The organism is Arthrobacter sp. YN (genome assembly GCF_002224285.1).
Classification (GTDB): domain Bacteria; phylum Actinomycetota; class Actinomycetes; order Actinomycetales; family Micrococcaceae; genus Arthrobacter.
In genome coordinates, this window is record NZ_CP022436.1 from 2,903,108 (window position 1) to 2,928,103 (window position 24,996).

Sequence of the window (24,996 nt, forward strand, 5' to 3'; positions counted from 1 at the left end):
CTGCACCGTTCACCACTAATCTTGCGAAGGTGGAAAATGGAGTCAAGCTATTTGCACAAACGTGCAGAAAGGAAATGAGATGGCACGATCACGTCACTCGGATGCGCTCCGGGCTGCACAGATGTATTACCTCCAGGACCTGACCATGGACGCAATCGCCCGGGAGCTGAGAACGTCGCGATCCACGGTGTCCCGGCTGCTGTCCTCGGCACGCGAAACCGGCCTGGTGCAGGTCCAGATCAGGAGCCCTTTTGATACCGGCCCCGAACTGGAAAGCCAGATCCGGAACCAATATGGGGTGGATGTCCATGTGGTTCCCGTGTTGGATACGCTCAACGAAGCAGAGACCCTGGACCGCGTAGCCATGCAGGCTGCCCGCACCATTGGGCCGCTGGTCGATTCGAACGCCATCATCGGAGTTGCCTGGGGCGCTACCCTCAGCGCCGTCAGCCGTCACCTCACCCGCAAGGTCACCCATGACAGCATCGTGGTCCAGCTGAACGGCGCCGGGAACATGCAAACCACCGGCATCACCTACGCCAGCGACATCATGCGCCGTTTCGGCAGTGCCTACGGTGCAAGGGTTGAACAGTTCCCTGTTCCGGCATTCTTTGATCATGCATCCACCAAGACGGCGATGTGGAATGAGCGCAGCGTTCAACGCATTCTTGATCTGCAGGCACGCATGAGCATCGCCATCTTCGGCGTGGGCTCGGTGGATTCGGACTATCCCAGCCACGTCTATGCAGGCGGTTACCTCGATGAACACGACCTCACCATGCTGGCCGCCGATGACGTGGTGGGCGACGTCGCCACCGTCTTTTTCAGGAGTGACGGATCCTCGGACGGCATCACCCTCAATGCAAGGTCCACGGGACCCAGCCATGAACAACTGAGGCAGGTTCGGCGCCGTATTTGCGTGGTGTCAGGCGCGTCCAAGATCAATGGGCTTCAGGGGGCCCTGGCCGCCGGATTGGCTACGGACCTCATTTTGGACGAAGCTTCAGCCCGGCGGCTCGTCAGTTTCAATGGCCAGTCCTGAAGCATTCGTGCAAGGAATGGGTAGAGTCTTTTTTATGAGATCCCCTGCCCGGCAGACATTGAACAATGGCGTACAGATGGATCGCCTGGGCTTCGGACTCTATAAAGTTCCCCCCAGGGATGCTGAAGCCCTGGTATCCACGGCGTTGGGTGAAGGCTACCGGCGATTTGATACAGCCGCGATGTATGGCAACGAACTAGGTCTTGGCCGTGCCTTGGGCGGCGCTGTAGGAGATGCCGCGGAAGCCAACAGGGCCACCGGCGGATCGGGCGAGTCGGTCCATGCCTTGGCCCGCGAGGACCTGTTTGTGACAACGAAGGTCTGGAACGATGACCATGGATACGATGCCACGCTCCGCGCCTTCGACGCCTCCATGGCCAACCTTGGCCTCGACTATGTGGATCTTTACCTCATTCACTGGCCCTGTCCCGGACGAGGACTGTTGGTGGAGACATGGAGAGCCATGGAGACCTTGTACAGGGAGGGCAAAATCCGGGCCATTGGTGTTTCCAACTTCCAGCCCGGCCACCTTGACGAGCTGATGCAGAAAGCGGAAGTAGTTCCGGCTGTCAACCAAATCGAACTGCACCCCTGGTTGCAGCAGACCAGGCTGCGCACCTTGCACGAACAACTCGGTATCCGCACTGAGGCGTGGAGTCCACTGGGCAGAGGGCAGGTACTGGCAGATCCGGCCATCGTCCGGCTGGCGGAAAAGTACGGCAGGACTCCTGCGCAGGTTATCCTCCGCTGGCATCTTCAGCTGGGGAACCTGGTCATCCCGAAAGCAAGCTCTGCAGGCCGCATCAAAGAGAACTTCGCCATTTCCGATTTCGACCTCGACGCCACGGACATGGACGGCATCGCAGGGCTTGAACGGCACCATCGAACCGGGTCGCACCCGGACAACGTGAATTAGGAACAGCTGCATGGAAAAAGTGGACACCGCGAACTCCCCCGAAGGAACGCAGGCCCCTGGTAGGTTCTTCAGCGAAACCCTTCCAGGGCGGACCGTCGCATCGGACGTTGATATTGACGGCAGCAACGTGGCGTATTGGACGTACGAACCAGTCACCGTCACCCCCAAGACCCGTACCATCCTGGTGATCCACGGATTCCGGGGAGACCACCACGGGTTGCTCCGGGTGGCCGACCAACTTCCGGAAATGCGGATCATCATGCCGGACCTGCCGGCCTTCGGTAGCTCGGATCCGTTCGTCGATGGTGAACACAGCGTTGAACGATACGTCAGGTTCATCTCCAGCTTCATGTCCGCGTTGGATCTTGGGCCCAGGACTGTGCTGCTGGGCCATTCCTTCGGATCGATTATTGCCAGCCACTTTGCCGCCGCACATCCCGGCGCCATCTACCCGTTGATTTTGGTCAATCCCATTGCGGCACCGGCGCTGGAAGGCCCCAAGGGGATCATGACCAAGCTGGCCGTGCTGTACTACCAAGCATCAGCAAAGCTCCCGCGCCGCCTGGGGTTGGCGGTGCTTCGCAACCGTGCGATTGTCCGGGTCATGAGCGTCACCATGGCCAAAACCAAGGACAAGGGATTGCGCCGCTTCATCCACGGCCAGCACGACGCCTACTTCAGTGCCTTCGCCAACAGGAAGAGCCTGCTGGAATCCTTCAAGGCGTCGGTTTCCGGAAACGTCGCTGAGGTCGCTGAGCAATTAACGCTCCCGGTGCTCCTCATTGCCGGCGAAAAAGATGAGATAGCCACGCTTCCCAACCAGCACAAACTCATGGAGCGCCTTTCTGACGCAACGCTGGAAGTCATTCCCGGCGTCGGACATTTGATCCACTACGAGACGCCGGTTCCGGCGGCAGAAGCAATCCGCACCTTCCTGGAGGAACATCCCGCGTGAAAATTGTCATCGACGCCCGCTTTACCAGAACGGACCACCACGATGGCATCAGCCGCTATGGTTCAAGCCTCATAGCAGCCACATCCAAGATCGCGGATGTCACCATGCTGATCAGCGACAAGCGCCAACTGGCGCTGCTACCGGATGTGCCCTACGTCATGGTCAACAGTCCGTTGTCGCCGCTGGAGCTGTTCGTGGCCCGCAAGGTCAACCCCCTGAATGCTGATGTTGTGGTGTGTCCCATGCAAACCATGGGAACCTTTGGGCGGCGGTACGGACTGGTGCTCACCCTCCATGACCTCATCTACTACGAACACCCGACTCCCCCGGGCTTCCTGCCCGCACCCGTGCGTTTGCTGTGGAGGCTGTACCACAAGGCCTACTGGCCGCAGCGTCTCCTGCTGAACCGAGCGGATATCGTGGCCACCATCAGCCGAACCACTGAAGCGTTGATGGCCAAATACAAACTGACCAAACGGCCCGTTCGGATAGTCGGCAATGCCCCTCAGCCAGGTCAGTCGCCGCGCGATCCTGGCTCCGGCGCAGATAAAACCCTTCTCTACATGGGTTCGTTCATGCCGTACAAGAACGTAGAGACGATGATTCGGGGAATGGCCGGATTGCACGATTACACCCTGCACTTGCTCAGCCGCATCACCCCGCAACGTCAGTCTGAACTTGAGGCTATGGTTCCCACCGGAGCCAAGGTCCAGTTCCACAACGGCGTCACCGACGCCCAGTACGACGAACTGCTGCTGAGGGCAACTGCCCTGGTCAGTCTCTCTCGCGCTGAGGGGTATGGCTTGCCGTTGGTGGAGGCCATGGCACTGGGAACCCCTGTCATTGCCAGCGACATTCCGATCTTCCGTGAAGTGGGCGGAGACGCTGTCAGCTATGTGGACCCCGGATCACCTACGGAGTTCGCCGCCGCTGTGGCTGCGCTCGGTGACGACGCTCTCTGGCAGCAGCGCTCCCGCCAGTCCGTTAAGCGGGCATCCGAATTCACCTGGGACGAGTCGGCGCGGCAACTGCTTGCTGCAGCCGAGGAAGTCGTGGCACTGCGCAAACGCCGGGCCTAGGGATCCCCTAGAGGACGTCCACGCCGTCCAGGCGAAGTTGTACAGGACCCGACGTGCGCTTGGCGGCGCTGGCAGCCTTCACGGCCCGCAGGGCACGCGTGGCTTCCGCAGCGTCGCCGTACGGCAGGAAATACAACGTCCGGACGTCCTCATCTGCCTCGCTGGAGGCGCCCTGCGAGGCCCCTGGGTAAAGCTGAACCGGCGCAGGACCGGCCTTCCGGAGCTTGTTGCCCGACGGCAACGTCGCGGTAGCTTCAAAGGCATCCGCGAAATGCCCGACGTCGGCCCTGGTACCGGTAATTGACGCCACCCGCACCGCTGGGGGCAAATGGAGTTCCTTCCTCAGCGCCAGTTCCCGTGATGCGAAGCCCGGCGCGTCCCAGCGCAGCAGCGCACCCGTGGCGACGGTATCGTCAGCCGTGATCACCACGAGGCCCCCCTCGTGGGCAGGTTTGACCAAGGCAGCGGCATTGAACCAACGCCTGACGGTGTCCTCCCCCGCCCGGAGGTTTTCCCTCCGGAGCAGCGAGTTGCCGTCCAACAGCAGAGCGGCAGCATAGCCCCCTGGAGCCACAGGCTCGGCTCCCACGGTTGCCACCACAAGGGCAGCAGTATCGGGAACTGTTGCCTTGATGTGTTCACCGGAGGAAGTCACCACAGCCTTGCCAGGGAACGCACGGCCCAATTCCTCTGCGGTGCGCATGACGCCGACTGCGCCACGACGCAGCCGGGTTCCGCTGCAGTGGGTGCATCTCCACTGGGGCGCCGGTGTGGAGCACCACCTGCACGCAGGTATGGCGGAGCCGCTGGAAACCGCCAGCGGCCCTTGGCAGGCGTTGCAGCGGGCCAGTTCCCGGCACGTCTCGCAGACCAGCGACGGCGCATATCCGGCGCGTGCCACCTGGACCAGGACAGGCCCGCGCTCCAAGCCTTCCTTGGCCGCACGCCACGCCGAGCCCGGCAAACGGGCGATCCGTGCCAGGGGATCCCGTTCCTGCTCGAAACTGTCGGCGGTGTTCAAGACCCGCGGAACAGTCGAACGCACCACGTTTCGTGGCGCTTCAATGGGTACGGCCCACTGCATCTCGACCAGACGATGGAGCTCGGTGCTGCGGCTATGGGAAGCCATGAGGCACGCGGCGTTCTCCTGCTCGGCACGCAGCAGCAAAACTTCCCGGGTGTGCGCGTACGGTGCCCGTTGCTCAATGTGGAGATCGTCACCGTCATCCCAGCACACCACCAGGCCCAGATCCCGAACGGGTGCATAGGCTGCCGATCGGGTACCGATGGCCACCCCGGCGGAGCCGCTGAGCAGGCGCAAAAAGCTTCTATAGCGGGGTGTCTGGCCGTCATCTGCGGTCAGCCGCGCAATGTCAGTGGAGGGCAGGACCTTGGCCAGCGCATCCTCGAGTTGTTCAAGATCGCGGTAGTCGGGCACCACCACCACGGCACCGCGTCCCGAGGACCTGACCGTGGCAACGGCTGAAGCCACCAGGGTGGGCCAGCCGCTGGAACCGAACCCCTGAAGGGCCGTGAGGACAGCCTTGGGAGAACCACCGCCGGCAAGATGCTGTAGATACGCTGCCCCGTTGGAGTACAAACCCCAGGCGTGGGCGTCCGTCAACGGCTTGAGCTCTTTGACGCCGGAGTCCAGTTCTCCCGCCAGCAGTTCTTTCTCCACCTTGGCAACCCTTGGCGGGACGGCGGTCCTCAGGACGTCGCTCAACGTACCGGCGTATCTGGCTGCGACGGTGCCGGCCAATTCCGTGACCGCCGGGGTCAAAACAGCAACCGGTGACACCACTTTGTGCAGGGTGCTCAGCGGCGCCGCAGCATCGGAGCCTGCACGCCGTTCAATGATGTAGCCATTGAGTTCCTGACCATTGAACTTGACCTTTACCCGGACACCGGGCGCAGCAACCTCTGCGAGCTCGGCTGGAACGCTGTAGTCGAAGGGCCGGTCCAAGTGGGGCAGGGACGATTCAAGCACCACCCGCGCCACGGGATTCTCAGGAGCAAGGGGTGGACCATTGACCGGCAGACGATCCGGAAAACCCTGCAGCAGTGAGGGTTGAAGCAACGACGGCTGGGCCTCGTGTCCTGCCATGTACTTCACCTCCAACTCTCAGCGGAAAACAACCATGGGCCTTAACCCGGAATGCCCGCAGCGGGATTGACCCGCTGCGGGCATCTCTCTGGCACCAGCCAATCATGGGCCACTGACAAAACAACAACGTCCGCGATGACGCGCCTGGTTCCAGCGAACCGTCAAAGGGATCAGGCGTTGAAGTATTCCTTCAGGTCCGCCACCCGGTCCAGACGCTCCCAGGTGAAATCGGGCTCGTCGCGGCCAAAGTGTCCGTGGGCTGCCGTCTTGGCGTAGATGGGCCGCTTGAGATCCAGGGCATCGATGATGGCGCGCGGACGCAGGTCGAAGAGTTCGTCGATGGCCTCGCTGATGCGGGCCGGGTCCACGGTCTCCGTGCCGAACGTCTCAACGTACGTCCCGACCGGGCGGGCCTGGCCGATCGCGTAGGCAATCTGGATTTCGGCACGCTTGGCCAGTCCGGCGGCCACCACGTTCTTGGCAACCCACCGCATGGCGTAGGCAGCCGAACGGTCAACCTTGGACGGATCCTTGCCTGAGAAGGCGCCGCCGCCATGCCGGGAGAACCCGCCATAAGTGTCGACGATGATCTTGCGCCCCGTGAGGCCTGCATCGCCTACCGGACCGCCGATGACGAAGGCACCGGCCGGGTTCAGGATATTCGCCGTGCGCGAGAGGTCCAGGCTTGACGCAGCGAGGACGGGGTCGATGACGTAACTGGCGAGATCGGCCCGAAGCTGCTCAAGGCCAGCTTCCTCGGCGTGCTGGCTGGAGATCACCACGGTTTCAACGGATACCGGGCGGTCGCCGTCGTACCCTACGGTAACCTGCGTCTTGCCGTCCGGCCGGAGGTAAGCCAATTCGCCGTTCTTGCGCACTTCGGTGAGCCGTTCGGACAAGCGGTGGGCAAGCCAGATGGGCGTGGGCATGTAGGAGGCTGTTTCATCACTGGCGTAGCCGAACATGATGCCTTGGTCGCCTGCACCCTGGAGATCGTAGTCATCCTCCTGGCGGCCTTCGCGGGCCTCGAGGGAGTTGAACACCCCGCCTGCGATGTCGTTGGACTGCTGGCCGATGGACACCGAAACACCACAACGGGCACCGTCGAAGCCGTTGGCTGAAGAGTCATATCCGATGCCGAGGATAGTCTCACGGACTATCTGCGGGATCTCTACGTAAGCGTCGGTAGTGACCTCACCAGCCACGTGCACCAGGCCGGTGGTGGCCATGGTTTCAACGGCCACGCGGGACTCAGGATCAGCGGCCAGCAGCGCGTCAAGGATGGCATCGCTGATCTGGTCGCAGATTTTGTCCGGGTGCCCTTCGGTGACCGACTCGGAAGTGAAGAGCCGGAGCTTGGACGGGGTGCCATGGTGTTCATGGTGCAGCGGTAAAGTCACTCGACCACCTTACTGGGTTGCGGGACGGCGGCATCTGCCGTGTGTCCCTTTGCTAAGAATTCGGGTGTGGGCTCAGTTACAACGCCGGGAAGACCCGTGTGAGCTCGGCGCCCACCCGATCAACCACTGCAGCGGCGACATCGGCCTTGGACCCGGCGGCCGACTGCGGGTCGGCTCCGTGACCGGAGAGGATCACCACGGAATTGTCATCCTGGCCGAACACGCGCCCAATGCCCACCTGGTTAACTACCAGGAGGTCGCAGCCCTTGCGCTTGAGCTTGGCCGTTGCGTGTTCCAGGACGTCTCCCTGGGCGTCGCCTGTTTCGGCCGCGAAACCGACAATCAGTTGCCGGCCACCCTCGGCGTTGCGGCGTTCCACGAGCTCATGCAGGATGTCAGGATTCCGGATCAACCGCACCACGGGCGCATCCTCGCCGTCGACCTTTTTGATCTTGGTGTCCGAGACCTCGGCCGGACGGAAATCCGCCACGGCGGCGGCCATGATGACGACGTCGGAATCCACTGCCGCCTTCAGCGCGGCCTCGCGCAGTTCCAACGCCGACTCAACACGGACAAGCTCGACGCCGGCGGGCGGTTCGACGTCCATATGTGCGGCAAGGAAGCGAACAGTTGCCCCGCCAGCCAAGGCTGCGGCGGCCAGGGCGGCACCCTGCTTGCCGGACGAACGGTTGCCCAGGAAGCGGACCGGGTCCAGCGCCTCCCTGGTGCCACCTGCTGAGATCGTTACGATTCGGCCTGCCAACGGCTGCTCCGCGGCGGGTGAACCCTTGGCGCCATCCGCCACCTCAGTCAAAGCCATCGCAGCCGTGAAGATTGCTTCCGGCTCCGGCAGGCGGCCAGGGCCCGAGTCGGACCCGGTGAGGCGACCGGAGGCTGGCTCGAGTACTGTCACACCGCGGCTGCGCAACGTCTCCACGTTCGCCTGGGTTGCGGCATGCTGCCACATCTCAGTGTGCATGGCCGGAGCAAAGAGCACTGGACCGTGGGCCATGAGCAGCGTATTGGTGAGGAGGTCGCCCGCTTGTCCTGTTGCAGCCTTGGCCAGGAGGTCCGCCGTGGCGGGTGCAACCACAATCAGGTCGGCTTCATGGCCCAAGCGCACATGGTTGACCTTCTCGACGTCGTCAAAGACGCTGTTGCTCACAGGGTTGCCCGAGAGGGCCTCCCACGTCGCGACTCCAACAAACCGTGTGGCCGCTTCCGTGGGGATGACCGTGACCTTGTGGCCGGCTTCAGTAAAAAGCCGGAGGAGCGATGCAACCTTGTAGGCTGCAATCCCTCCCCCGACTCCGAGGACTATGCGCACGTGACCTCCGTCAACAGGCAGTCTGTACTTATTCTGCAGGCTCGATCGGCGTGGAAACCAAAAGGCCTTCGTTGATCTCGCGCAGGGCGATGGACAGCGACTTCTCGTTCAGCTTGGTGTCAACCAGCGGGCCGACGTACTCAAACAGGCCCTCGTGGAGCTGGGCGTAGTAGGCGTTGATCTGGCGGGCACGCTTGGCGCCGAAGATGACCAGGCCGTACTTGGAATCAGCAGCCTCAAGCAGCGAATCGATCGGCGGGTTGATGATGCCTTCAAGGTTCGTGGACACGAATTCTCCAAATTTTAGCGGGCCAACAAATGCAAGCGCTTAGCGCTGGTGCGGGGTAAGCCCCATGAGTGAAACAAGCTCGTCCGCTGCCCGGCGAACGTCGTCATTGATGACGGTGTGGTCAAACTCCGGTTCAGCAGCAAGTTCCAGTTTAGCGGTTTCCAGCCTGCGCTGCTGTTCCTCGGGAGTTTCCGTGCCGCGACCCACCAGGCGGCGGACCATTTCGTCCCACGTGGGCGGGGCCAGGAACACAAAATTCGCGTCCGGGACAGCCTCCTTGACCTGGCGCGCGCCCTGGAGGTCAATCTCCAGGAGGACCGACTTCCCTTCGGCGATGGCAGCGTTGACAGTGCTGCGGAGCGTCCCGTAGCGGTTCTGTCCGTGCACCACAGCCCACTCCAGCAATTCACCATCCGCCACCAGGGAGTCAAACTCCTCGGCCGACTTGAAGAAGTAGTGAACCCCATCCTGCTCACCCGGACGCGCGGCCCGGGTGGTTGCCGAGACTGAGAGCCAGACCTCTGGATAGTTGTCCCTGATGTAGGTGGATACGGTTCCCTTGCCAACGGCAGTGGGGCCTGCAAGGACAGTCAGTCCGGGTTTCTTGCTCACGGATTCCTTCGGGGAGATGCGTCAAACGCTTTGCTGGGTGTCCATAAAATCTACCAGCGCCCGGGCCTGGTGAATTCCCAGGCCCCTGATGCGCCGGGATCCGGCTATGCCGATCTCCGCCATGATCCCGGCCGCCCTGACCGGGCCAATGCCCGGCAGGGCCTCCAGGAGTTCCACCACACGCATGCGCGCAATCGCCTCGTCCGTGGTCCCGGACGAGATCAGCTCAGCAATACTGACCTCGCCGCGCTTGAGCCGTTCCTTGGCGGCGGCACGGACTGCCCTCGCCTTGGCGGCCTTCTCCAGCGCATCGGAACGCTCCTGTGGTGTCAGCTCTTTAAGGCCCACTGCCAAACCCCTGTCAGATCGCGATTGTGATCCAGATCACGCGGACTGATCCTGAACCTACCGGCAGGGGCGCTGTTGCGCAATGAGGCCAGGCAACTTACTCCGACCGAAGCCCGCCCAGCGTCTCTTCGGTTGCGGCACGAAGGCCTGCCACCGAGGGACCTGCGGCCAGGATACCCCGGCTGGAGGTAGCAAGGACCGAGGGAAAGGCAGCACCGAACGTTGCGCGAAGGTCAGCAGGGGTAGCACCCTGGGCGCCGAGCCCCGGTGCGAGGATCGCGCCGCGGACCGGGCCCAGGTCGATATCCAGGTCCTCAAGCGCCGATCCAATCGTGGCGCCCACAACCAAACCCACGGAACCAAGAGTGCCCCCGTACCGCTGGTTCTCGGCTGCAGCGGCGGCCACGATCCTACGCGCCACCGAATCGCTTCCGCCAATGTGCTGGACAGACTTTCCTTCAGGGTTCGATGTCAGTGCAAGCACGAACACTCCCCTGCCGTACTGTGCAGCCAGGTCCAGCGCCGGACGCAGTGATTCAAAGCCCAGGTACGGGCTGAGGGTCACTGAGTCAGCGGCCAGGGAGGAACCATCACGCAACCATGCGTCGGCATACGCCGCCATGGTGGACCCGATGTCCCCACGCTTGGCGTCAGCAATGCTGAGCACGCCTGCTTCCGAGGAAGCGGCAAGCGTGCGCTCCAGGACGGCCATGCCGGCGGAGCCGTGGCGCTCGTAGAGCGCCACCTGCGGCTTGACCGCGGCAGCGAGGGAAGCAACCGCCTCCACCACTGTCAGGGAGAAGCGTTCCAATCCGGCGGCGTCGTCGTTCAATCCCCATTCAGCCAAGAGCTGCGGGTGAGGATCGATCCCGACGCAGAGCGGACCGCGCGCGGCCATGGCCGCAGCCAGCCGGGAGCCAAAGGACTCCCGGGCCGGCTGCTGCTCTTGCTGTTGTGCAGCAGACTCAGGCATTGGCTGCTTCCACTGCTGCTGCCAGGTTGGCCGCGTGCTCCTGCAGGCTGGTCACGGACCACTCGTACGTGCGCAGTGCCTCGATGGCCTGCACCGCTGCGTTGAATTCCGCGACGGTGGTGATGCAGGGAATGCCGATGGACGTGGCGGCAGCACGGAGTTCGTAGCCGTCGCTTCGTGCTTCGCCACCGGACGGCGTGTTGAAGACCATGTCGATTTCACCGGCGATCACGAGGTCCGCGATGGTGCCTTCACCTTCGGCGCTGCTGCCCTCGGCCACCTTGCGCACCGGCGTCGCCTGGATGCCGTTGCGGCGCAGGACGTCGGCGGTTCCACCGGTGGAAACGATCTCGAAACCGAGGTCCGAGAGGCGCTTGACGCCCATGATCACTGAACGCTTGTCACGGTTGGCCACCGACACGAAGATCTTGCCTTCGGTGGGCAGCGCGTTGTTGGCGGCAGCCTGGCTCTTGGCGAAAGCGGTGTCGAAGTGCTTGTCGATACCCATGACTTCACCCGTGGAGCGCATTTCCGGGCCCAGCAGGGAGTCAACTACCTTGCCTTCAGGGGTGCGGAACCGGCTGAACGGAAGCACGGCTTCCTTGACGGCAACCGGCGCGTCCAGTGGCAGCGTTGAACCATCGCCGGTTTCCGGCAGCATCTTGTAGGCGCCGCGGAGCTGGTTGATGGTGACACCGGTACCGATGAGGGCTGCGGCCTTGGCCATCTGCACGCCCGTTGCCTTGGAGACAAACGGAACCGTGCGGGAGGCGCGCGGGTTGGCTTCAAGGACGTACAGGACGTCCGAGGCCAGCGCGAACTGGATGTTGATGAGGCCACGAACGCCCACACCCTCCGCGATGGCACGGGTAGCGGTGCGAACACGCTCGATCACGTTGTTGCCCAGGGTGATCGGGGGCAGGACACACGCGGAGTCACCGGAATGGATGCCGGCTTCTTCGATGTGCTCCATGATGCCGCCCAGGTACATGTCGGTGCCGTCAAAGAGTGCGTCGACGTCGATTTCGACGGCGTCCTCCAGGAAGCGGTCGATCAGCACCGGGTGGTCCGGGGTGATCTCCGTAGCGTTGGCGATGTAGCGGGAGAGGTTGGCTTCGTCATAGACGATCTCCATGCCGCGGCCGCCCAGGACGTACGACGGACGGACCAGGACCGGGTAGCCGATTTCGTCGGCGATCTTCTTGGCGTCCTCGAAGGACACTGCGGTGCCGTTCTTCGGGGAGGTCAGTCCGGCTTCGTCCAGCACGCGGGCGAAAGCACCACGGTGTTCGGCGAGGTCGATCGCTTCCGGCGAGGTACCCAGGATGGGCACACCGGCGTCGGCGAGCTGCTGTGCCAGCTTGAGCGGGGTCTGTCCGCCGAGCTGCACGAAGACGCCCATAACGCCGCCGGTGCGTTCCTCGGCCGCGATGACCTCAAGGACGTCCTCAAGGGTCAGCGGTTCAAAGTAGAGGCGCGTGGAGACGTCGTAGTCCGTGGACACAGTCTCGGGGTTGCAGTTGACCATCACGGTCTCGTAGCCGGCCTTGCGCAGCGCCATGGAAGCGTGCACGCAGGAGTAGTCAAACTCGATGCCCTGCCCGATGCGGTTGGGACCCGAGCCGAGGATGATGACGGACGGCTTGGCGTGCAGGCCTACCTCGTCCTCTTCGTCGTAGGAGGAGTAGTGGTAGGGGGTGTAGGCGGCGAACTCCGCGGCGCAGGTGTCCACCGTCTTGTAGACCGGACGGATACCCAGAGCATGACGGACTCCGCGGACCACGGCCTCGTTGTTGTGCGTCAGGGCACCGATTTGCTCATCGGAGAAACCGTGGCGCTTGGCATTGCGCAGCATTTCCTCAGTGAGCACGCCGGCCTTGCGGATCTCCTGGGCCGTCTCATTGAGCAGCTGCAGCTGGTCAAGGAACCAGGGGTCGATCTTGGTTGCCTCAAAGACGTCCTCGACGCTTGCGCCGCCCAGGAGGGCGCGCTGCACCTGGTGCAGGCGGTCCGTGGTGGGACGCTTGGCCTTCTCGATCAGCTCAGCCACCTCGTACTCCGGCACGGAGCTGAAGTCCAGCTGCGAGCCCTTCTGCTCCAGGGAGCGGAGGGCCTTCTGCAGTGCCTCGGTGAAGTTGCGGCCCATGGCCATGGCTTCGCCGACGGACTTCATGGTGGTGGTCAGCGTGTTGTCGGCTGCCGGGAATTTCTCGAAAGCGAAACGCGGGACCTTGACCACTACGTAGTCCAGGGTCGGCTCGAAGGATGCCGGGGTCTTCTGGGTGATGTCGTTGGGGATCTCGTCCAGCGTGTAGCCGAGGGAGAGCTTGGTGGCGATCTTGGCGATGGCGAAGCCGGTGGCCTTGGATGCCAGCGCGGACGAACGGGAAACGCGCGGGTTCATCTCGATGACCACGACACGGCCCGTAGCGGGGTCGATGGCGAACTGGATGTTGCAGCCACCGGTGTCCACGCCAACCTCGCGGATGACGGCGATGGAAACATCGCGCAGCTTCTGGTACTCGCGGTCCGTGAGGGTCAGTGCCGGCGCAACAGTGATGGAGTCACCGGTGTGGACGCCTACGGGATCGAAGTTCTCGATGGAGCACACAACAACGACGTTGTCGTTCTTGTCGCGCATCATCTCCAGCTCGTATTCCTTCCAACCGAGGATGCTCTCTTCAAGCAATACCTCGGTGGTGGGGCTGTACTGGAGGCCCTGGCCGACGATGCGGCGGAGGTCGTCCTCGTTGTAGGCCAGACCCGAACCCAGTCCACCCATGGTGAAGGACGGACGGACCACCATGGGGTAGCCGAGGTCCTCGGCAGCAGCGAAGGCCTCCTCCATGGTGTGGATGATGTGGCTGCGGGCGGACTCTGCGCCACAACGCTCCACCACACCCTTGAACTTCTCACGGTCTTCGCCCAGCTCAATGGCCGCAATGTTCGCGCCGATGAGTTCCACGTTGTACTTCTCCAGGACACCGTTCTTGTCCAACGCAATGGCGGTGTTCAGGGCAGTCTGGCCACCCAGGGTGGGCAGGATGGCGTCCGGACGCTCCTTGGCGATGATCTTCTCCACCACTTCAGGCGTGATGGGTTCCACGTAGGTGGCATCAGCGAACTCGGGGTCCGTCATGATGGTGGCCGGGTTGGAGTTCACCAGGATGACCCGGAGGCCTTCCTCCTTGAGGACCCGCAAGGCCTGGGTACCGGAGTAGTCGAACTCGGCTGCCTGGCCGATGACGATCGGGCCGGAACCGATGACGAGGACACTCTTGAGATCTGTACGCTTGGGCATTACTTCTTGTCCTCAGTCTTGGAGTCGGTGGACGTGGCGGCTTCAGCCTTGGCCTTGGTGTCGGCCATGAGGTCGATGAAACGGTCAAAGAGGTAGGCGGCATCGTGCGGGCCCGCTGCAGCCTCGGGGTGGTACTGGACCGAGAACGCAGGGATGTCGAGGCACGCAAGTCCTTCGACGACGTCGTCGTTCAAGGACACGTGGCTGACTTCAACCCGTCCGTAACGCTCTTCGGGGGCAACCGTGGCGCCGTTCATGGGGGCGTCAACGGCAAAGCCATGGTTCTGCGAGGTGATTTCCACCTTGCCGGTGCGGCGGTCCATGACGGGCTGGTTGATGCCACGGTGGCCGTAGCGGAGCTTGTAGGTGCCAAAGCCGAGGGCACGGCCCAGGATCTGGTTGCCGAAGCAGATACCGAAGTACGGCAGCTTCTCATCCAGCACCGAACGCAGCAGGGAAACCTGATGCTCAGCGGTGGCGGGGTCACCCGGACCGTTGGACATGAAGAAGCCGTCAGGGTTGACTGCGTTGACGTCCTCCAGCGTGGAGGTGGCCGGCAGCACGTGGACGCGGACACCGCGCTCGGCGAAACGTACCGGGGTCATGGCCTTGATGCCGAGGTCCACAGCGGCGATGGAGAACCGGGGCTCGCCTTCCCAGCCGTGGTCCTTGGGTTCCACGACATAGGCCTCGTCGATGGAGACTTCCTCCGCCAAGGCGGCGCCTTCCATGGGTGCACTGGCCAGGACGGTGTCCAACAGTTCCTTGTCGGTGGCCTGGGCAGCCTCGCCGGAGAAGATGCCTGCGCGCATGGTTTTGTGCTCGCGGAGGTGGCGGGTGATGGCACGGGTGTCTACGCCCTGGATCCCAACGATGCCCTGTTCCACCAGTTCGTCATCGAGGCTTCGTTCCGAACGCCAGTTGGAGGGACGGCGTGCGGCGTCGCGTACGACGTAGCCTGCCACCCAGATTCGGCGGGACTCAGCGTCTTCGCTGTTGACGCCGGTGTTACCGATGTGCGGCGCAGTCTGGACTACCAGCTGGCGCGCGTAGGAGGGGTCGGTGATGGTCTCCTGGTAACCGGTCATGCCGGTGGCGAACACCGCTTCACCGAGCGCAGTTCCCTGCGCGCCATAGCTGCGGCCGCGGAACATGCGGCCGTCTTCGAGCACCAGCACTGCTGCTGAGGGGGTGGGTGTGGTGGCTGCTTTACTATCCGTCACTTTATTACTTTCCACTATCGGCATCTGCCTGAGGGGCTGCGGAGATCAATTCCTGAAGGGCTTCGAGGAGGAGCTGCTTATCGGCTGCGTGCCTGGACCGGAATCCGGTATCCAGTTCCCGGCCACCGAGTTTCCAGCTGATGACCAGGAGCCCGTCCTTTTCGACGAACTTCCCTGCCATGCCGCTGGACTCACGGCTGTCGGCCAGTGCGGAGCGGGGGATGAAGACCGGGGCGGCACCGGAGCGGTCGAACAGCACGCCTTCGGCGTGGATGCTCAGTTCCGCGTTGGTCCGGATTCCCAGGCCCTGAACCGCGATCCGGTCCAGCCAGTCGCCCGCCGTGGTGGTGGCAACGTACTGGCCATCCGCGACGACGGTGGCCGGCGTCAGCTCCTCCGGCACCGCGGGAAGGCGTTCGACGTCGGCCTGTCGCCTCAGCCTGTTACGCCACCCCAGCCAGATCATCGCCAGGACGACGACGATCAGCGGCACCGTGATGAGCACGGTCAGTGTCTGGTTATCCATTAATTGCTGCTGACTTCCGGGTACGGTACGGCGTGTTGAGCTGGCCGTCGAGGACCGTGGGATGGCCTTTGAAGAAGGTCGCCACCACGGATCCGGGCAGCTCCTTGCCCTTGAACGGTGAGTTGCGGCCCATGGTTGCCATTTTATGGGGGTCAACGGTCCATCGCGCAGCCGGGTCCACCAGGATGACGTTGGCAGGCTCGCCAACCTCCAGCGGACGGCCCTGGTCAGCAACACGGCCGATGACCGCCGGAGTGAAGGAGGTTACCCTGGCGAAGTCGGCCCAGGACATCAGGCCAGTCTCGATCATGGTCTCCTGGACCACCGACAAGGCTGTCTCCAGTCCGGTCATGCCCATTGCGGCCTGGGCCCACTCACATTCCTTGTGTTCGCTGGGATGCGGGGCGTGGTCGGTGCCCACGACGTCGATGGTGCCGTCTGCCAGGCCTTCACGCAAAGCTTGCACGTCAGCATCGGTACGCAACGGCGGGTTGACCTTGTAGACGGGGTCATAGCTGCGGACCAGTTCATCGGTGAGGAGCAGGTGGTGCGGCGTGACCTCGGCCGTGACGTTGATTCCCCGTGCCTTGGCCCAACGCACGATTTCCACGGATCCAGCGGTGGAGACGTGGCAGACGTGGAGGCGGGACCCAACATGCTGGGCCAGCAGGACATCGCGGGCGATGATGCTTTCTTCGGCAACTGCCGGCCAACCGGTCAGCCCGAGGACGGCTGAGACGGTGCCTTCGTTCATTTGTGCCCCGGCGGTAAGGCGCGGTTCCTGCGCGTGCTGGGCCACCACGCCGTCGAACGCTTTCACGTACTCCAGGGCGCGGCGCATCAGGACGGGATCATGGACACAGATACCGTCGTCGGAGAACATGCGGACCTGAGCCCGGGAATCCGCCATGGCCCCAAGCTCGGCGAGCTGTTCTCCTGCCAGACCCACGGTGACTGCTCCTACGGGACGCACGTCCACCCAACCCGACGCCCGGCCCAGGCTGTGCACCTGTTCCACGACGCCCGCAGTGTCAGCCACCGGGTTGCTGTTGGCCATCGCGTGGACGGCGGTGAAACCGCCCAAGGCTGCGGCACGGGTACCGGTTTCCACCGTTTCGGCGTCTTCGCGGCCGGGTTCGCGCAAGTGGGTGTGCACATCAACCATGCCGGGCAAGGCGACGAGGCCCGCGGCGTCAATCACCGTAGCGCCGTCAGCGGCAAGGTCCTTGCCGCGTGCTTCGATCATGCCACCGCGGATCAGCAAGTCTTCAGCTTCGCCGCCAAGGATGGCGGCCCCACGAATCAGGTAGGTGTTCTCGGCCATCAGTTGGTCTCCTTGCTGGGCTGGCTTAAGGTGTGGGCGGCTTCGCGGGAGTCTCCGGAGAGCAGCAGGTAGAGGGCGGCCATGCGGACCGAAACACCGTTGCGTACCTGGGCAAGCACGGTGGAACGCGGCGAATCCGCGGCGGCGGAGGATATTTCCAAGCCCCGGTTCATGGGACCGGGGTGCATGATGATGGTGTCCTTCATGCCGAGGTCATCCAGCGCACGGAGCCTGGCATCGTCAAAACCCCAGCGGCGCGAGTACTCCCGGGTTGAGGGGAAGAACGACGCGTTCATGCGCTCACCCTGGACGCGCAGCATCATCATGGCGTCAATGCCGGCTTCCAGCGTCTGGTCCAGGTTGTAACTGACGTTGCAAGGCCAGTGCTCGACGCCGATGGGCAGCAGCGTGGGCGGCGCCACCAGCGTGACTTCGGCGCCGAGGGTCTTCAACAACCAGACGTTGGACCGGGCCACGCGGGAGTGCAGGACATCGCCGGCGATCGCTACCCGCATGCCTTTAAGGTCGGCACCCGTGGATTCGCTGCCGTTGACCTTGGACCAGTGCCTGCGCATGGTGAACGCATCCAGAAGCGCCTGCGTCGGATGCTCGTGGGTGCCGTCGCCGGCATTGATAACGGCAGCGTCGATCCAGTCTGTCGCAGCAAGCCGGTGCGGGGCGCCGGACGCCCAGTGACGGATGACCACGGCGTCCGCGCCCATGGCGGCCAGGGTCTGTGCCGTGTCCTTGAGGGACTCCCCCTTGGACACCGAGGATCCCTTGGCGGCGAAGTTGATGACGTCGGCAGAGAGTCGCTTTGCGGCGGCCTCGAAGGAGATGCGGGTGCGGGTGGAGTCTTCGAAGAAGAGGTTCACCACCGTCCGGCCGCGCAACGCCGGCAACTTCTTCACTTCACGCTCGCCAACGGCGGACATCTCTTCTGCCGTGTCAAGGATTCGGATGGCGTCGAAGGCACTCAGGTTCTCGGTGGAAAGGAGGTGCTTCACTTGCCGGCCTCGATAACTACCTCGTTGACGGGCACACCGTCCACGGAGTCGATTTCCTCGAGGTGGACACGGACCTTTTCAGAAGAGGAGGTAGGCAGGTTCTTGCCCACGTGATCCGCACGGATGGGAAGCTCCCGGTGGCCCCGGTCCACCAGAACGGCCAAACGGACAATCCGGGGACGGCCAAGGTCCACCAGGGCGTCCAGTGCAGCACGGATGGTACGGCCCGAGTACAGGACGTCGTCGATCAGGACAACCACTTTGTTGTCGATCCCTGACAACGGAAGGCGCGTGTGGCGCGGGGGCCGGGTGGGCTGGTGGGAGAGATCGTCACGGAACATGGTGACATCCAATTGGCCGACAATCGTTTCGGCGTTGACCGAGAGGTCGGCAGCTGCGATCTTACGGGCGAGCCGTACGGCCAAGGGATAGCCGCGGCTGGGAATGCCCAGCAGGACCAGGTCCTGGGAGCCTTTATTGGCTTCGAGGATCTCGTGGGCGATACGAGTGAGCGCACGATCAATGTCGGCCTGGTTGAGAACAACCCGCGACGGCACGTGCGCTGAAGTGACTTCAGTCATCGCTCGTCTCCCCTTTCCCCGCCTCACGGGACGGAATTAAAAAAGGAATATTTGCTTTTCAAAACTACCACAGCGGCTCTTTGCCACCTCACCGCCCGACCAACCCACGCGTGAGTTTAAGCTCACACTGCGTGCCGTGGAATAGGCTCTTGCCCATGACCATGAACCACCACGGCCAACCCGGCGGACAACCCTATCCGCGACCGTACCTGGAACCTGGCGCCAACCCCACGTGGATCGGACGGGTGCAGCCAGGAAACTACCAACCGGCGCCAGGGAATCCAGCCTCGCTCCCACGGCAAACCTGGGCCACACCACAGGCACCGCGCAGCCGCCGGTCGTTGGGCACGCTCCCCTTGGTCATTGTTGGTGGGGTCCTTGCCCTTGCCAGCTTGATGCTGGTGCTGCCGTTCCTGCTGGGCAACACCGGCGTGACAGGCTTCGTGATCGGCTTCATTGCTTCGTTGATTCCGTTGTCCGTGGTGCTGCTGACGGTACGCCTCATCGATCGCTGGGAGCCGGAACCAAAAAGGCTTCTGTGGTTCGCCTTCACGTGGGGTGCGGCAGTGTCGATTGCCGGGACGCTGCTCATCCAACCTCTCTTTGCCCTGGCCGCACCCACCAGCAGCGAAGAAGCTTTCACATACTTCATGGCAACAGTCCAGGCACCCATCGTCGAGGAATTCACCAAGTCTCTCGGGTTGTTGGTCCTGATCCTGGCCGCACGGAAGTACTTTGACGGACCCGTGGACGGAGTGGTGTTCGCCTTCACCATTGCCGCCGGCTTCGCCTTCACGGAGAACATCCTCTACTTTGGACGCGAAATTGCCTCCTCCACCGATCCCGGGACGGACTTGGTCCGTATCTTCATCCTCCGCGGCGTCATGTCACCCTTCGCCCACGCCGTGTTCACCGGCACTACCGGCCTGATCATGGGCTTTGCTGCGCGGAGGTGGCACAGCGGCTATGCCGTCATGGGATTCTTTATAGGTTTACTGCCCGCAATGTTCCTCCACAACCGCTGGAACAGCATGGGTCAGAACTTCCTGGTGGAGTACTTCGTGGTCCAGGTTCCCATCTTCCTGGTGGCAGCAGTGGGAATCATCCTGCTTCGGGTCGCTGAAGGAAAACTCACGCGCCAGCGCCTCCTTGAGTATGCCCGGGCAGGCTGGTTCACTCCGGCCGAGGTGGAGATGCTTGCCACCACACGTGGCAGGCGGCAGGCGGTCCGATGGGCATCCTCACGCGGCCGTGGAAACCAGATGAAGTCCTTCATTAAGGGAGCCACTGCCTTGGCGTTCACCAGGCAAAGGATACTCAGCGGGCGGGACGTCCACGTTCACCAGCAGGACGAGTTGGAGCATCTCCGCAGCATCCCCGGCCTGCGGGCAGCTGTCCTCCAATAAAGGCAAAAAGGACCCGCTCCCACAGTTTCCTGTGAAGCGGGTCCTTTGAATTCAGGCCTGGCGTGTACCTAAGCGAGAAGTGATGGCTTCAGCTTCTGGAGCCGGCCGAGGAGTCCGTTGATGAACGCCGGGGACTCGTCCGTGGACATCGTCTTGGCGAGGGCCACGGCTTCGCTGACAGCGACACCATCCGGAACCTCGTCATTGTAGAGAAGTTCCCAGGCGCCAATCCGCAGAATGATACGGTCCACGGACGGCATCCGCTCCAGCGTCCAGCCCTGGGCATACGTCGCCAGGAACTCATCGATGGTTGCCTGCATGGAGACAACGCCCTCGACGATTTCCACCGTGTAGGGGTTGATGACCAAGTCAGTCTTCTCCCGGCGCGCCGTCATGGCGTCGAAAGCCGAGACGGAGCGCTGCTCCGCCTCGAAGAGTACTTCAAGAGCCCTGCTACGGGCTTTACCGCGTGCGCTCACTAGTCGTTGACCCGGCCCAGGTAGCTGCCATCGCGGGTGTCGACCTTGACCTTGGTGCCCTGCTCGACGAACAGCGGAACCTGGATCTCGTAGCCGGTTTCAACGGTGGCCGGCTTGGTGCCTGCCGAGGAGCGGTCACCCTGGAGGCCCGGCTCCGTGTAGGTGATTTCGAGGACAACGCTCGGGGGCAGTTCAATGTACAGCGGGGTGCCCTCATGGATGGCAATGTTGACCATCTGGTTTTCGAGCATGAAGTTGGTGGCGTCGCCAACCGTTGCACCGGAGACAGTGATCTGGTCGAAGTCCTGGGTATCCATGAAAACGAAGTCTTCGCCATCCTGGTACAGGTACTGGTAGTCACGGCGGTCAACCGTAGCGGTTTCGATCTTCAGACCGGCGTTGAAGGTCTTGTCGACCACCTTGCCGGACATGACGTTGCGCATCTTGGTGCGGACAAAGGCGCCACCCTTGCCAGGCTTGACGTGCTGGAACTCGATAATGTTCCAGAGCTGGCCCTCGAGCTTCAGTACGGTCCCGTTCTTGATGTCGTTTGTGGTTGCCACTCGTATCCTCTGGTTATCGCACTGGTTCTAGCTGCCAGCTATCTATGCCAAGCAGGCGTACCAATCGGCCCGCCAGCGCGTATTTATCAAAAATCCAAGAACCATTCTACCGGCAAATACGCCGAGGGCTTGCGGGGTGTGTTCCCGCGTGCGTCAGGAAGCCAGTTCCAGCACATTCCGGGCCCTCTGCAGGGCTACGGCGGAGGAATAGATCAGCGCGGCATCAGCAGCCATGGCGACGCGAAGGTCCAAGGCTTTCGCGAACTCCTCGGATGCAGCCAAGGCGTTCCCGCTGACGAAGTAGGCCCGCCCCAGGTACTGGTGGACGATCGCTTCCTTCGAGCTGCCCTGGACGTCCTGCAAGAGGTGGCGGAACAACTGTATGGCGCGGTCCAGCCGGTTGGTGGCGCGGTGGACTTCCGCTTCGAAAATCCTGAGTCGGAACGACTCCGGATCCTTGTAGCGGGCTTCGGCCAAGAGTTCGGCAGCCTCGTTGGGCTGATTTTCCAACAGCAAGGCCATGATGCGGTCAGCGGGATCATCAGAGGCTGCAAGTGCCGTCTCCATGACTTCTTCGTTGACAATCACGGGCAGGAGGGTATCGGGATTCGTTCGAACGCCCGGGAAGCCGGCTGTTGGCCAGTCGCTGACTCCTTCCCGCACGGCGACACTCATGATGCGATCTCCTGGTAGGCCGCAAACAGGAGGGAGGTATCGGGAACGTCCAGGATGCCAGGCTTGGCAACGCCGTCAAGGACAACAAACCGCAGAAGGTCACCACGGGACTTCTTGTCCCTGCGCATGCCATCCAGCAAACCCTGCCAGCGGTCACGCCGGTAGGTGATGGGCAGTCCCAGGCTTTCCAGGATGGTGCGGTGACGGTCTGCATCGGCATCCGACAACCGCCCCACGCTGCGCGACAACTCGGCAGCGAACATCATGCCCACTGAGACGGCAGCACCGTGGCGCCAGGAGTAGCGCTCCACGAGTTCAATGGCGTGTCCCAGGGTGTGGCCATAGTTCAGGATTTCGCGGAGGCCGGATTCCTTGAGGTCCTGTGAAACGACATCTGCCTTAACCGTGATGGCCCGCTCGATGAGTTCGCGGACAACGTCCGAGGCCGGGTCCATCACGGCGTCCGTGTTCTTCTCGATCAGGTCCAGGATGGCGGGATCAGCAATGAACCCGCACTTGATGACCTCGGCCATGCCGGAGATGAGCTCGTTTTTGGGCAGCGTCTGAAGGGTGTCGAGGTCTGCCAAGACGCCAGCCGGCGGGTGGAAGGACCCCACAAGGTTCTTGCCCTCGGCGGTGTTGATGCCGGTCTTTCCACCCACTGAAGCATCCACCATGCCCAGCAGGCTGGTGGGCATGTGGATGACTTTGACACCACGAAGCCATGTGGCTGCCACGAAGCCGGCCAGGTCCGTCACAGCGCCGCCGCCGACCGCCACGATGGCGTCAGAGCGGGTGAAGTCGTTTTGGCCCAGCACCTGCCAGCAGAAAGCGGCAACCTGGATGTGCTTGCCTTCTTCCGCATCAGGGATTTCGGCCGTGAGTGCGGTGAAGCCGGCTGTTTCCAGTTCGTCGCGGACCGTGTCCCCCGTCAGGCGGAGGGCCCGGGGATGAATGACCAGGACACGCCGGACACGCTCCCCGAGCTTTTCGGGAAGGGTCTCCAAGAGGCCGCGTCCCACGACGACGTCGTAGTTTTCATTGGCGGACTGGCCAGTCACCTTGATGACAGTTGCTTCGTTGCTCACTTTTCAACTTCCTCTTTCAAGGCTGCATACTGGCGCAGCCGCTCCTCCAACCGGAGGCCGATTTCCGCCACGGATCCTGAACGGACGTCCATGACGATGTCCGCGAGACGCTCATAGACAGGACGCCTCGTAGCGAACAAGGCTTCCCATCGCGTCATCGCATCACCTTTCAGCAATGGCCTGCCAGTGTTCCGCGCGATCCGGTCGGCAACGGTCTCCGCGTCGCACTCGAGGTAGACCACCGTGCACTCTCCCAGCAGTTGCTGGGTTCCGGAGTCCAGGACCGCTCCCCCACCGAGAGAAATAATGGCGGGCTGAACCTTGGCATTCTCGATGGACTTCGCCACTGCCCGGGCTTCAATTTCACGGAAAGCGTGCTCTCCGCGCCCCGCGAAAATATCCGCGATACTGCCGTGGGCAGACACCACCACAGCGTCGGTGTCCACGAACGGGAGCCCCAACTGCTGGGCCAGCTGCTGGCCAATGGCCGACTTGCCAACAGCCATCGGGCCCACCAGCACAACGGGACGGCCGGTGCAGCCGTCCAGGATCGGGCGAACCACTACCGGCCGACCGAGTCCAGGGTGGCCGGGATGCTGTCGAGGTAGCTCTGCAGGTTTCGCTGGGTTTCAGCCACGGAGTCGCCGCCGAATTTCTCTGCGACGGCCTCGGCCAGGACCAGTGCAACCATTGCTTCGGCGACAACGCCGGCTGCGGGCACCGCACAGACGTCTGAACGCTGGTGATGGGCTTTGGCGGGTTCGCCTGTGCTGACATCGATGGTACGCAGGGCACGGGGAACGGTAGCGATCGGCTTCATGGCCGCACGCACGCGCAAAACCTCGCCAATGCTCATGCCGCCCTCTATACCGCCGGCACGGTTGGTCTGCCGAACAATTTTTCCGTCAGCGTCCTTCAGGATTTCATCGTGGGCAGCGGAACCACGGCGCGCAGCAGTAAGGAAACCGTCCCCGACCTCCACTCCCTTGATGGCCTGGATGCCCATCAGCGCAGCAGCCAGGCGGGAGTCAAGGCGGCGGTCCCAGTGCACGTAGCTGCCCAGTCCCGGCGGAAGTCCGTACGCCAGGACCTCAACAACACCGCCAAGGGTTTCGCCTTCCTTGTGGGCGGCGTCCACTTCAGCGACCATGGCGTCGGAGGTCTGACGGTCAAAGCAGCGCAGCGGGTCGGCGTCGAGGGCCAGGACATCCCGGGGCAGCGGCAGGGGGCGGCCCTCGGGAACAGTCACACTGGCAATGGAAACAGTGTGGCTCACCAATTCCACGCCCAGCTGCTTGAGGAACTGCGCAGCAACGGTGCCAAGGGCTACGCGGGTGGCGGTTTCGCGGGCACTGGCGCGCTCGAGGACCGGACGGGCTTCATCGAAGCCATATTTCTGCATGCCCGTGAAATCTGCGTGGCCCGGACGCGGCCGGGTCAGGGGTGCGTTGCGGGCTTGGTCGGCAAGGACCTCGGGATCTACGGGGTCCGCAGACATGATCTGCTCCCACTTGGGCCACTCGGTGTTGCCCACCTGGATGGCTACGGGGCCGCCCTGCGTCAGGCCATGACGGACGCCACCCATGATGGTGACCTCGTCTTGCTCGAACTTCATGCGGGCACCACGTCCGTAGCCCAGGCGACGACGCGCCAGGGCGTCACGGATCTGCGCGCTGGTGAGTTCAACACCGGCGGGCACGCCTTCAACAATTCCGATCAGGGCCGGACCATGGGATTCACCGGCAGTCAACCAACGCAACATATAACCAATCCTG

General features: G+C 62.9%; 24 protein-coding genes. 5 read left to right on the forward strand and 19 right to left on the reverse strand.

Translation table 11 applies throughout. The features are described from left to right. Positions 1–79 precede the first annotated feature (79 nt). From CGK93_RS13105 to CGK93_RS13120, 4 genes are read left to right on the forward strand one after another with little or no spacing between them, the layout of a single operon-like run. Positions 80–1,042 carry a sugar-binding transcriptional regulator gene (locus CGK93_RS13105; protein ID WP_089595215.1) on the forward strand — a complete coding sequence of 321 codons (963 nt, stop codon included), beginning with the start codon at positions 80–82 and terminating at the stop codon, positions 1,040–1,042. Between the two features lie 34 nt (positions 1,043–1,076). Then, the gene (locus tag CGK93_RS13110) at positions 1,077–1,958 is read left to right on the forward strand and encodes an aldo/keto reductase (protein ID WP_089595216.1); all 882 of its coding nucleotides are present in this window, start codon (positions 1,077–1,079) and stop codon (positions 1,956–1,958) included. A gap of 10 nt (positions 1,959–1,968) precedes the next feature. After that, positions 1,969–2,913: an alpha/beta fold hydrolase gene (locus CGK93_RS13115; protein ID WP_089595217.1), complete on the forward strand. Its 945-nt coding sequence runs from the start codon at positions 1,969–1,971 to the stop codon at positions 2,911–2,913. Then, the gene (locus CGK93_RS13120) at positions 2,910–3,992 is read left to right on the forward strand and encodes a glycosyltransferase family 4 protein (protein ID WP_089595218.1); all 1,083 of its coding nucleotides are present in this window, start codon (positions 2,910–2,912) and stop codon (positions 3,990–3,992) included. Before CGK93_RS13115 ends, CGK93_RS13120 begins: the two co-directional genes overlap by 4 nt. Positions 3,993–3,999: 7 nt before the next feature. Here CGK93_RS13120 and CGK93_RS13125 read toward each other — a convergent pair whose 3' ends face one another. The 13 genes from CGK93_RS13125 to pyrR all read right to left on the reverse strand — a co-directional run bounded on the left by CGK93_RS13125 (position 4,000) and on the right by pyrR (position 19,010). Next, positions 4,000–6,099 carry a primosomal protein N' gene (locus tag CGK93_RS13125; protein WP_089595219.1) on the reverse strand — a complete coding sequence of 700 codons (2,100 nt, stop codon included), beginning with the start codon at positions 6,097–6,099 and terminating at the stop codon, positions 4,000–4,002. 170 nt (positions 6,100–6,269) lie between these two features. After that, complete coding sequence (gene metK, locus CGK93_RS13130; RefSeq protein WP_089595220.1) at positions 6,270–7,499, reverse strand: methionine adenosyltransferase; 1,230 nt, start codon at positions 7,497–7,499, stop codon at positions 6,270–6,272. Positions 7,500–7,575: 76 nt separating this feature from the next. Further along, complete coding sequence (gene coaBC, locus CGK93_RS13135; RefSeq protein WP_089595221.1) at positions 7,576–8,826, reverse strand: bifunctional phosphopantothenoylcysteine decarboxylase/phosphopantothenate--cysteine ligase CoaBC; 1,251 nt, start codon at positions 8,824–8,826, stop codon at positions 7,576–7,578. Between the two features lie 28 nt (positions 8,827–8,854). Continuing rightward, positions 8,855–9,115 carry a DNA-directed RNA polymerase subunit omega gene (gene rpoZ / locus CGK93_RS13140; RefSeq protein ID WP_017197559.1) on the reverse strand — a complete coding sequence of 87 codons (261 nt, stop codon included), beginning with the start codon at positions 9,113–9,115 and terminating at the stop codon, positions 8,855–8,857. A gap of 39 nt (positions 9,116–9,154) precedes the next feature. Beyond that, positions 9,155–9,727: a guanylate kinase gene (gene gmk / locus CGK93_RS13145; protein ID WP_026540798.1), complete on the reverse strand. Its 573-nt coding sequence runs from the start codon at positions 9,725–9,727 to the stop codon at positions 9,155–9,157. Positions 9,728–9,748: 21 nt separating this feature from the next. Further along, positions 9,749–10,075: an integration host factor, actinobacterial type gene (gene mihF / locus CGK93_RS13150; protein ID WP_024816819.1), complete on the reverse strand. Its 327-nt coding sequence runs from the start codon at positions 10,073–10,075 to the stop codon at positions 9,749–9,751. A gap of 97 nt (positions 10,076–10,172) precedes the next feature. Next, positions 10,173–11,048 (reverse strand): orotidine-5'-phosphate decarboxylase, encoded by an 876-nt coding sequence (gene pyrF, locus CGK93_RS13155; protein WP_089595222.1) that lies wholly within the window; start codon positions 11,046–11,048, stop codon positions 10,173–10,175. Continuing rightward, positions 11,041–14,349 carry a carbamoyl-phosphate synthase large subunit gene (carB, locus tag CGK93_RS13160; protein ID WP_089595223.1) on the reverse strand — a complete coding sequence of 1,103 codons (3,309 nt, stop codon included), beginning with the start codon at positions 14,347–14,349 and terminating at the stop codon, positions 11,041–11,043. Before carB ends, pyrF begins: the two co-directional genes overlap by 8 nt. Further along, positions 14,349–15,596 (reverse strand): glutamine-hydrolyzing carbamoyl-phosphate synthase small subunit, encoded by a 1,248-nt coding sequence (gene carA, locus CGK93_RS13165; RefSeq protein ID WP_089595224.1) that lies wholly within the window; start codon positions 15,594–15,596, stop codon positions 14,349–14,351. Before carA ends, carB begins: the two co-directional genes overlap by 1 nt. Continuing rightward, positions 15,577–16,098 carry a PH-like domain-containing protein gene (locus tag CGK93_RS13170; protein WP_089595225.1) on the reverse strand — a complete coding sequence of 174 codons (522 nt, stop codon included), beginning with the start codon at positions 16,096–16,098 and terminating at the stop codon, positions 15,577–15,579. Before CGK93_RS13170 ends, carA begins: the two co-directional genes overlap by 20 nt. After that, on the reverse strand, positions 16,091–17,422 hold the full coding sequence (locus CGK93_RS13175) for a dihydroorotase (protein ID WP_089595226.1): 1,332 nt from the start codon (positions 17,420–17,422) through the stop codon (positions 16,091–16,093). Before CGK93_RS13175 ends, CGK93_RS13170 begins: the two co-directional genes overlap by 8 nt. Further along, positions 17,422–18,429: an aspartate carbamoyltransferase catalytic subunit gene (locus tag CGK93_RS13180; protein WP_089595227.1), complete on the reverse strand. Its 1,008-nt coding sequence runs from the start codon at positions 18,427–18,429 to the stop codon at positions 17,422–17,424. Before CGK93_RS13180 ends, CGK93_RS13175 begins: the two co-directional genes overlap by 1 nt. After that, positions 18,426–19,010, reverse strand: a complete 585-nt coding sequence (gene pyrR / locus CGK93_RS13185) for a bifunctional pyr operon transcriptional regulator/uracil phosphoribosyltransferase PyrR (RefSeq protein ID WP_089595228.1) — start codon at positions 19,008–19,010, stop codon at positions 18,426–18,428. Before pyrR ends, CGK93_RS13180 begins: the two co-directional genes overlap by 4 nt. 155 nt (positions 19,011–19,165) lie before the next feature. On the opposite strand from pyrR, the gene CGK93_RS13190 reads away from it, so the two are divergent. Continuing rightward, complete coding sequence (locus CGK93_RS13190) at positions 19,166–20,416, forward strand: PrsW family intramembrane metalloprotease (protein ID WP_442856991.1); 1,251 nt, start codon at positions 19,166–19,168, stop codon at positions 20,414–20,416. A 68-nt stretch (positions 20,417–20,484) separates the two neighbouring features. Here CGK93_RS13190 and nusB read toward each other — a convergent pair whose 3' ends face one another. From nusB to aroC, 6 genes are all read right to left on the reverse strand, one after another. After that, positions 20,485–20,895 (reverse strand): transcription antitermination factor NusB, encoded by a 411-nt coding sequence (nusB, locus tag CGK93_RS13195; RefSeq protein WP_089595229.1) that lies wholly within the window; start codon positions 20,893–20,895, stop codon positions 20,485–20,487. Next, the gene (efp, locus tag CGK93_RS13200; RefSeq protein WP_089595230.1) at positions 20,895–21,458 is read right to left on the reverse strand and encodes an elongation factor P; all 564 of its coding nucleotides are present in this window, start codon (positions 21,456–21,458) and stop codon (positions 20,895–20,897) included. Before efp ends, nusB begins: the two co-directional genes overlap by 1 nt. A gap of 153 nt (positions 21,459–21,611) precedes the next feature. Further along, positions 21,612–22,133, reverse strand: coding sequence for a tetratricopeptide repeat protein (locus tag CGK93_RS13205; RefSeq protein WP_089595231.1), 522 nt, complete (start codon positions 22,131–22,133; stop codon positions 21,612–21,614). Continuing rightward, positions 22,130–23,221 carry a 3-dehydroquinate synthase gene (gene aroB / locus CGK93_RS13210; protein ID WP_089595232.1) on the reverse strand — a complete coding sequence of 364 codons (1,092 nt, stop codon included), beginning with the start codon at positions 23,219–23,221 and terminating at the stop codon, positions 22,130–22,132. Before aroB ends, CGK93_RS13205 begins: the two co-directional genes overlap by 4 nt. Next, a complete protein-coding gene (locus tag CGK93_RS13215; protein ID WP_089597441.1) occupies positions 23,218–23,727 on the reverse strand; it encodes a shikimate kinase in 510 nt (169 codons plus the stop codon). Before CGK93_RS13215 ends, aroB begins: the two co-directional genes overlap by 4 nt. Before the next feature lie 56 nt (positions 23,728–23,783). After that, the gene (gene aroC, locus CGK93_RS13220) at positions 23,784–24,983 is read right to left on the reverse strand and encodes a chorismate synthase (RefSeq protein ID WP_089595233.1); all 1,200 of its coding nucleotides are present in this window, start codon (positions 24,981–24,983) and stop codon (positions 23,784–23,786) included. Between the last annotated feature and the right edge of the window lie 13 nt (positions 24,984–24,996).

Bases quoted from the DNA above. Each gene is read 5' to 3' on its own strand.
- CGK93_RS13105 (WP_089595215.1), top strand. From the start codon at position 80: ATGGCACGATCACGTCACTCGGATGCGCTCCGGGCTGCACAGATGTAT.
- CGK93_RS13110 (WP_089595216.1), top strand. From the start codon at position 1,077: ATGAGATCCCCTGCCCGGCAGACATTGAACAATGGCGTACAGATGGAT.
- CGK93_RS13115 (WP_089595217.1), top strand. From the start codon at position 1,969: ATGGAAAAAGTGGACACCGCGAACTCCCCCGAAGGAACGCAGGCCCCT.
- CGK93_RS13125 (WP_089595219.1), bottom strand. From the start codon at position 6,099: ATGGCAGGACACGAGGCCCAGCCGTCGTTGCTTCAACCCTCACTGCTG.
- pyrF (WP_089595222.1), bottom strand. From the start codon at position 11,048: ATGCCTGAGTCTGCTGCACAACAGCAAGAGCAGCAGCCGGCCCGGGAG.
- carB (WP_089595223.1), bottom strand. From the start codon at position 14,349: ATGCCCAAGCGTACAGATCTCAAGAGTGTCCTCGTCATCGGTTCCGGC.
- carA (WP_089595224.1), bottom strand. From the start codon at position 15,596: ATGCCGATAGTGGAAAGTAATAAAGTGACGGATAGTAAAGCAGCCACC.
- CGK93_RS13170 (WP_089595225.1), bottom strand. From the start codon at position 16,098: ATGGATAACCAGACACTGACCGTGCTCATCACGGTGCCGCTGATCGTC.
- CGK93_RS13175 (WP_089595226.1), bottom strand. From the start codon at position 17,422: ATGGCCGAGAACACCTACCTGATTCGTGGGGCCGCCATCCTTGGCGGC.
- pyrR (WP_089595228.1), bottom strand. From the start codon at position 19,010: ATGACTGAAGTCACTTCAGCGCACGTGCCGTCGCGGGTTGTTCTCAAC.
- CGK93_RS13190 (WP_442856991.1), top strand. From the start codon at position 19,166: ATGACCATGAACCACCACGGCCAACCCGGCGGACAACCCTATCCGCGA.
- CGK93_RS13205 (WP_089595231.1), bottom strand. From the start codon at position 22,133: ATGAGTGTCGCCGTGCGGGAAGGAGTCAGCGACTGGCCAACAGCCGGC.
- CGK93_RS13215 (WP_089597441.1), bottom strand. From the start codon at position 23,727: ATGGCTGTTGGCAAGTCGGCCATTGGCCAGCAGCTGGCCCAGCAGTTG.
- aroC (WP_089595233.1), bottom strand. From the start codon at position 24,983: ATGTTGCGTTGGTTGACTGCCGGTGAATCCCATGGTCCGGCCCTGATC.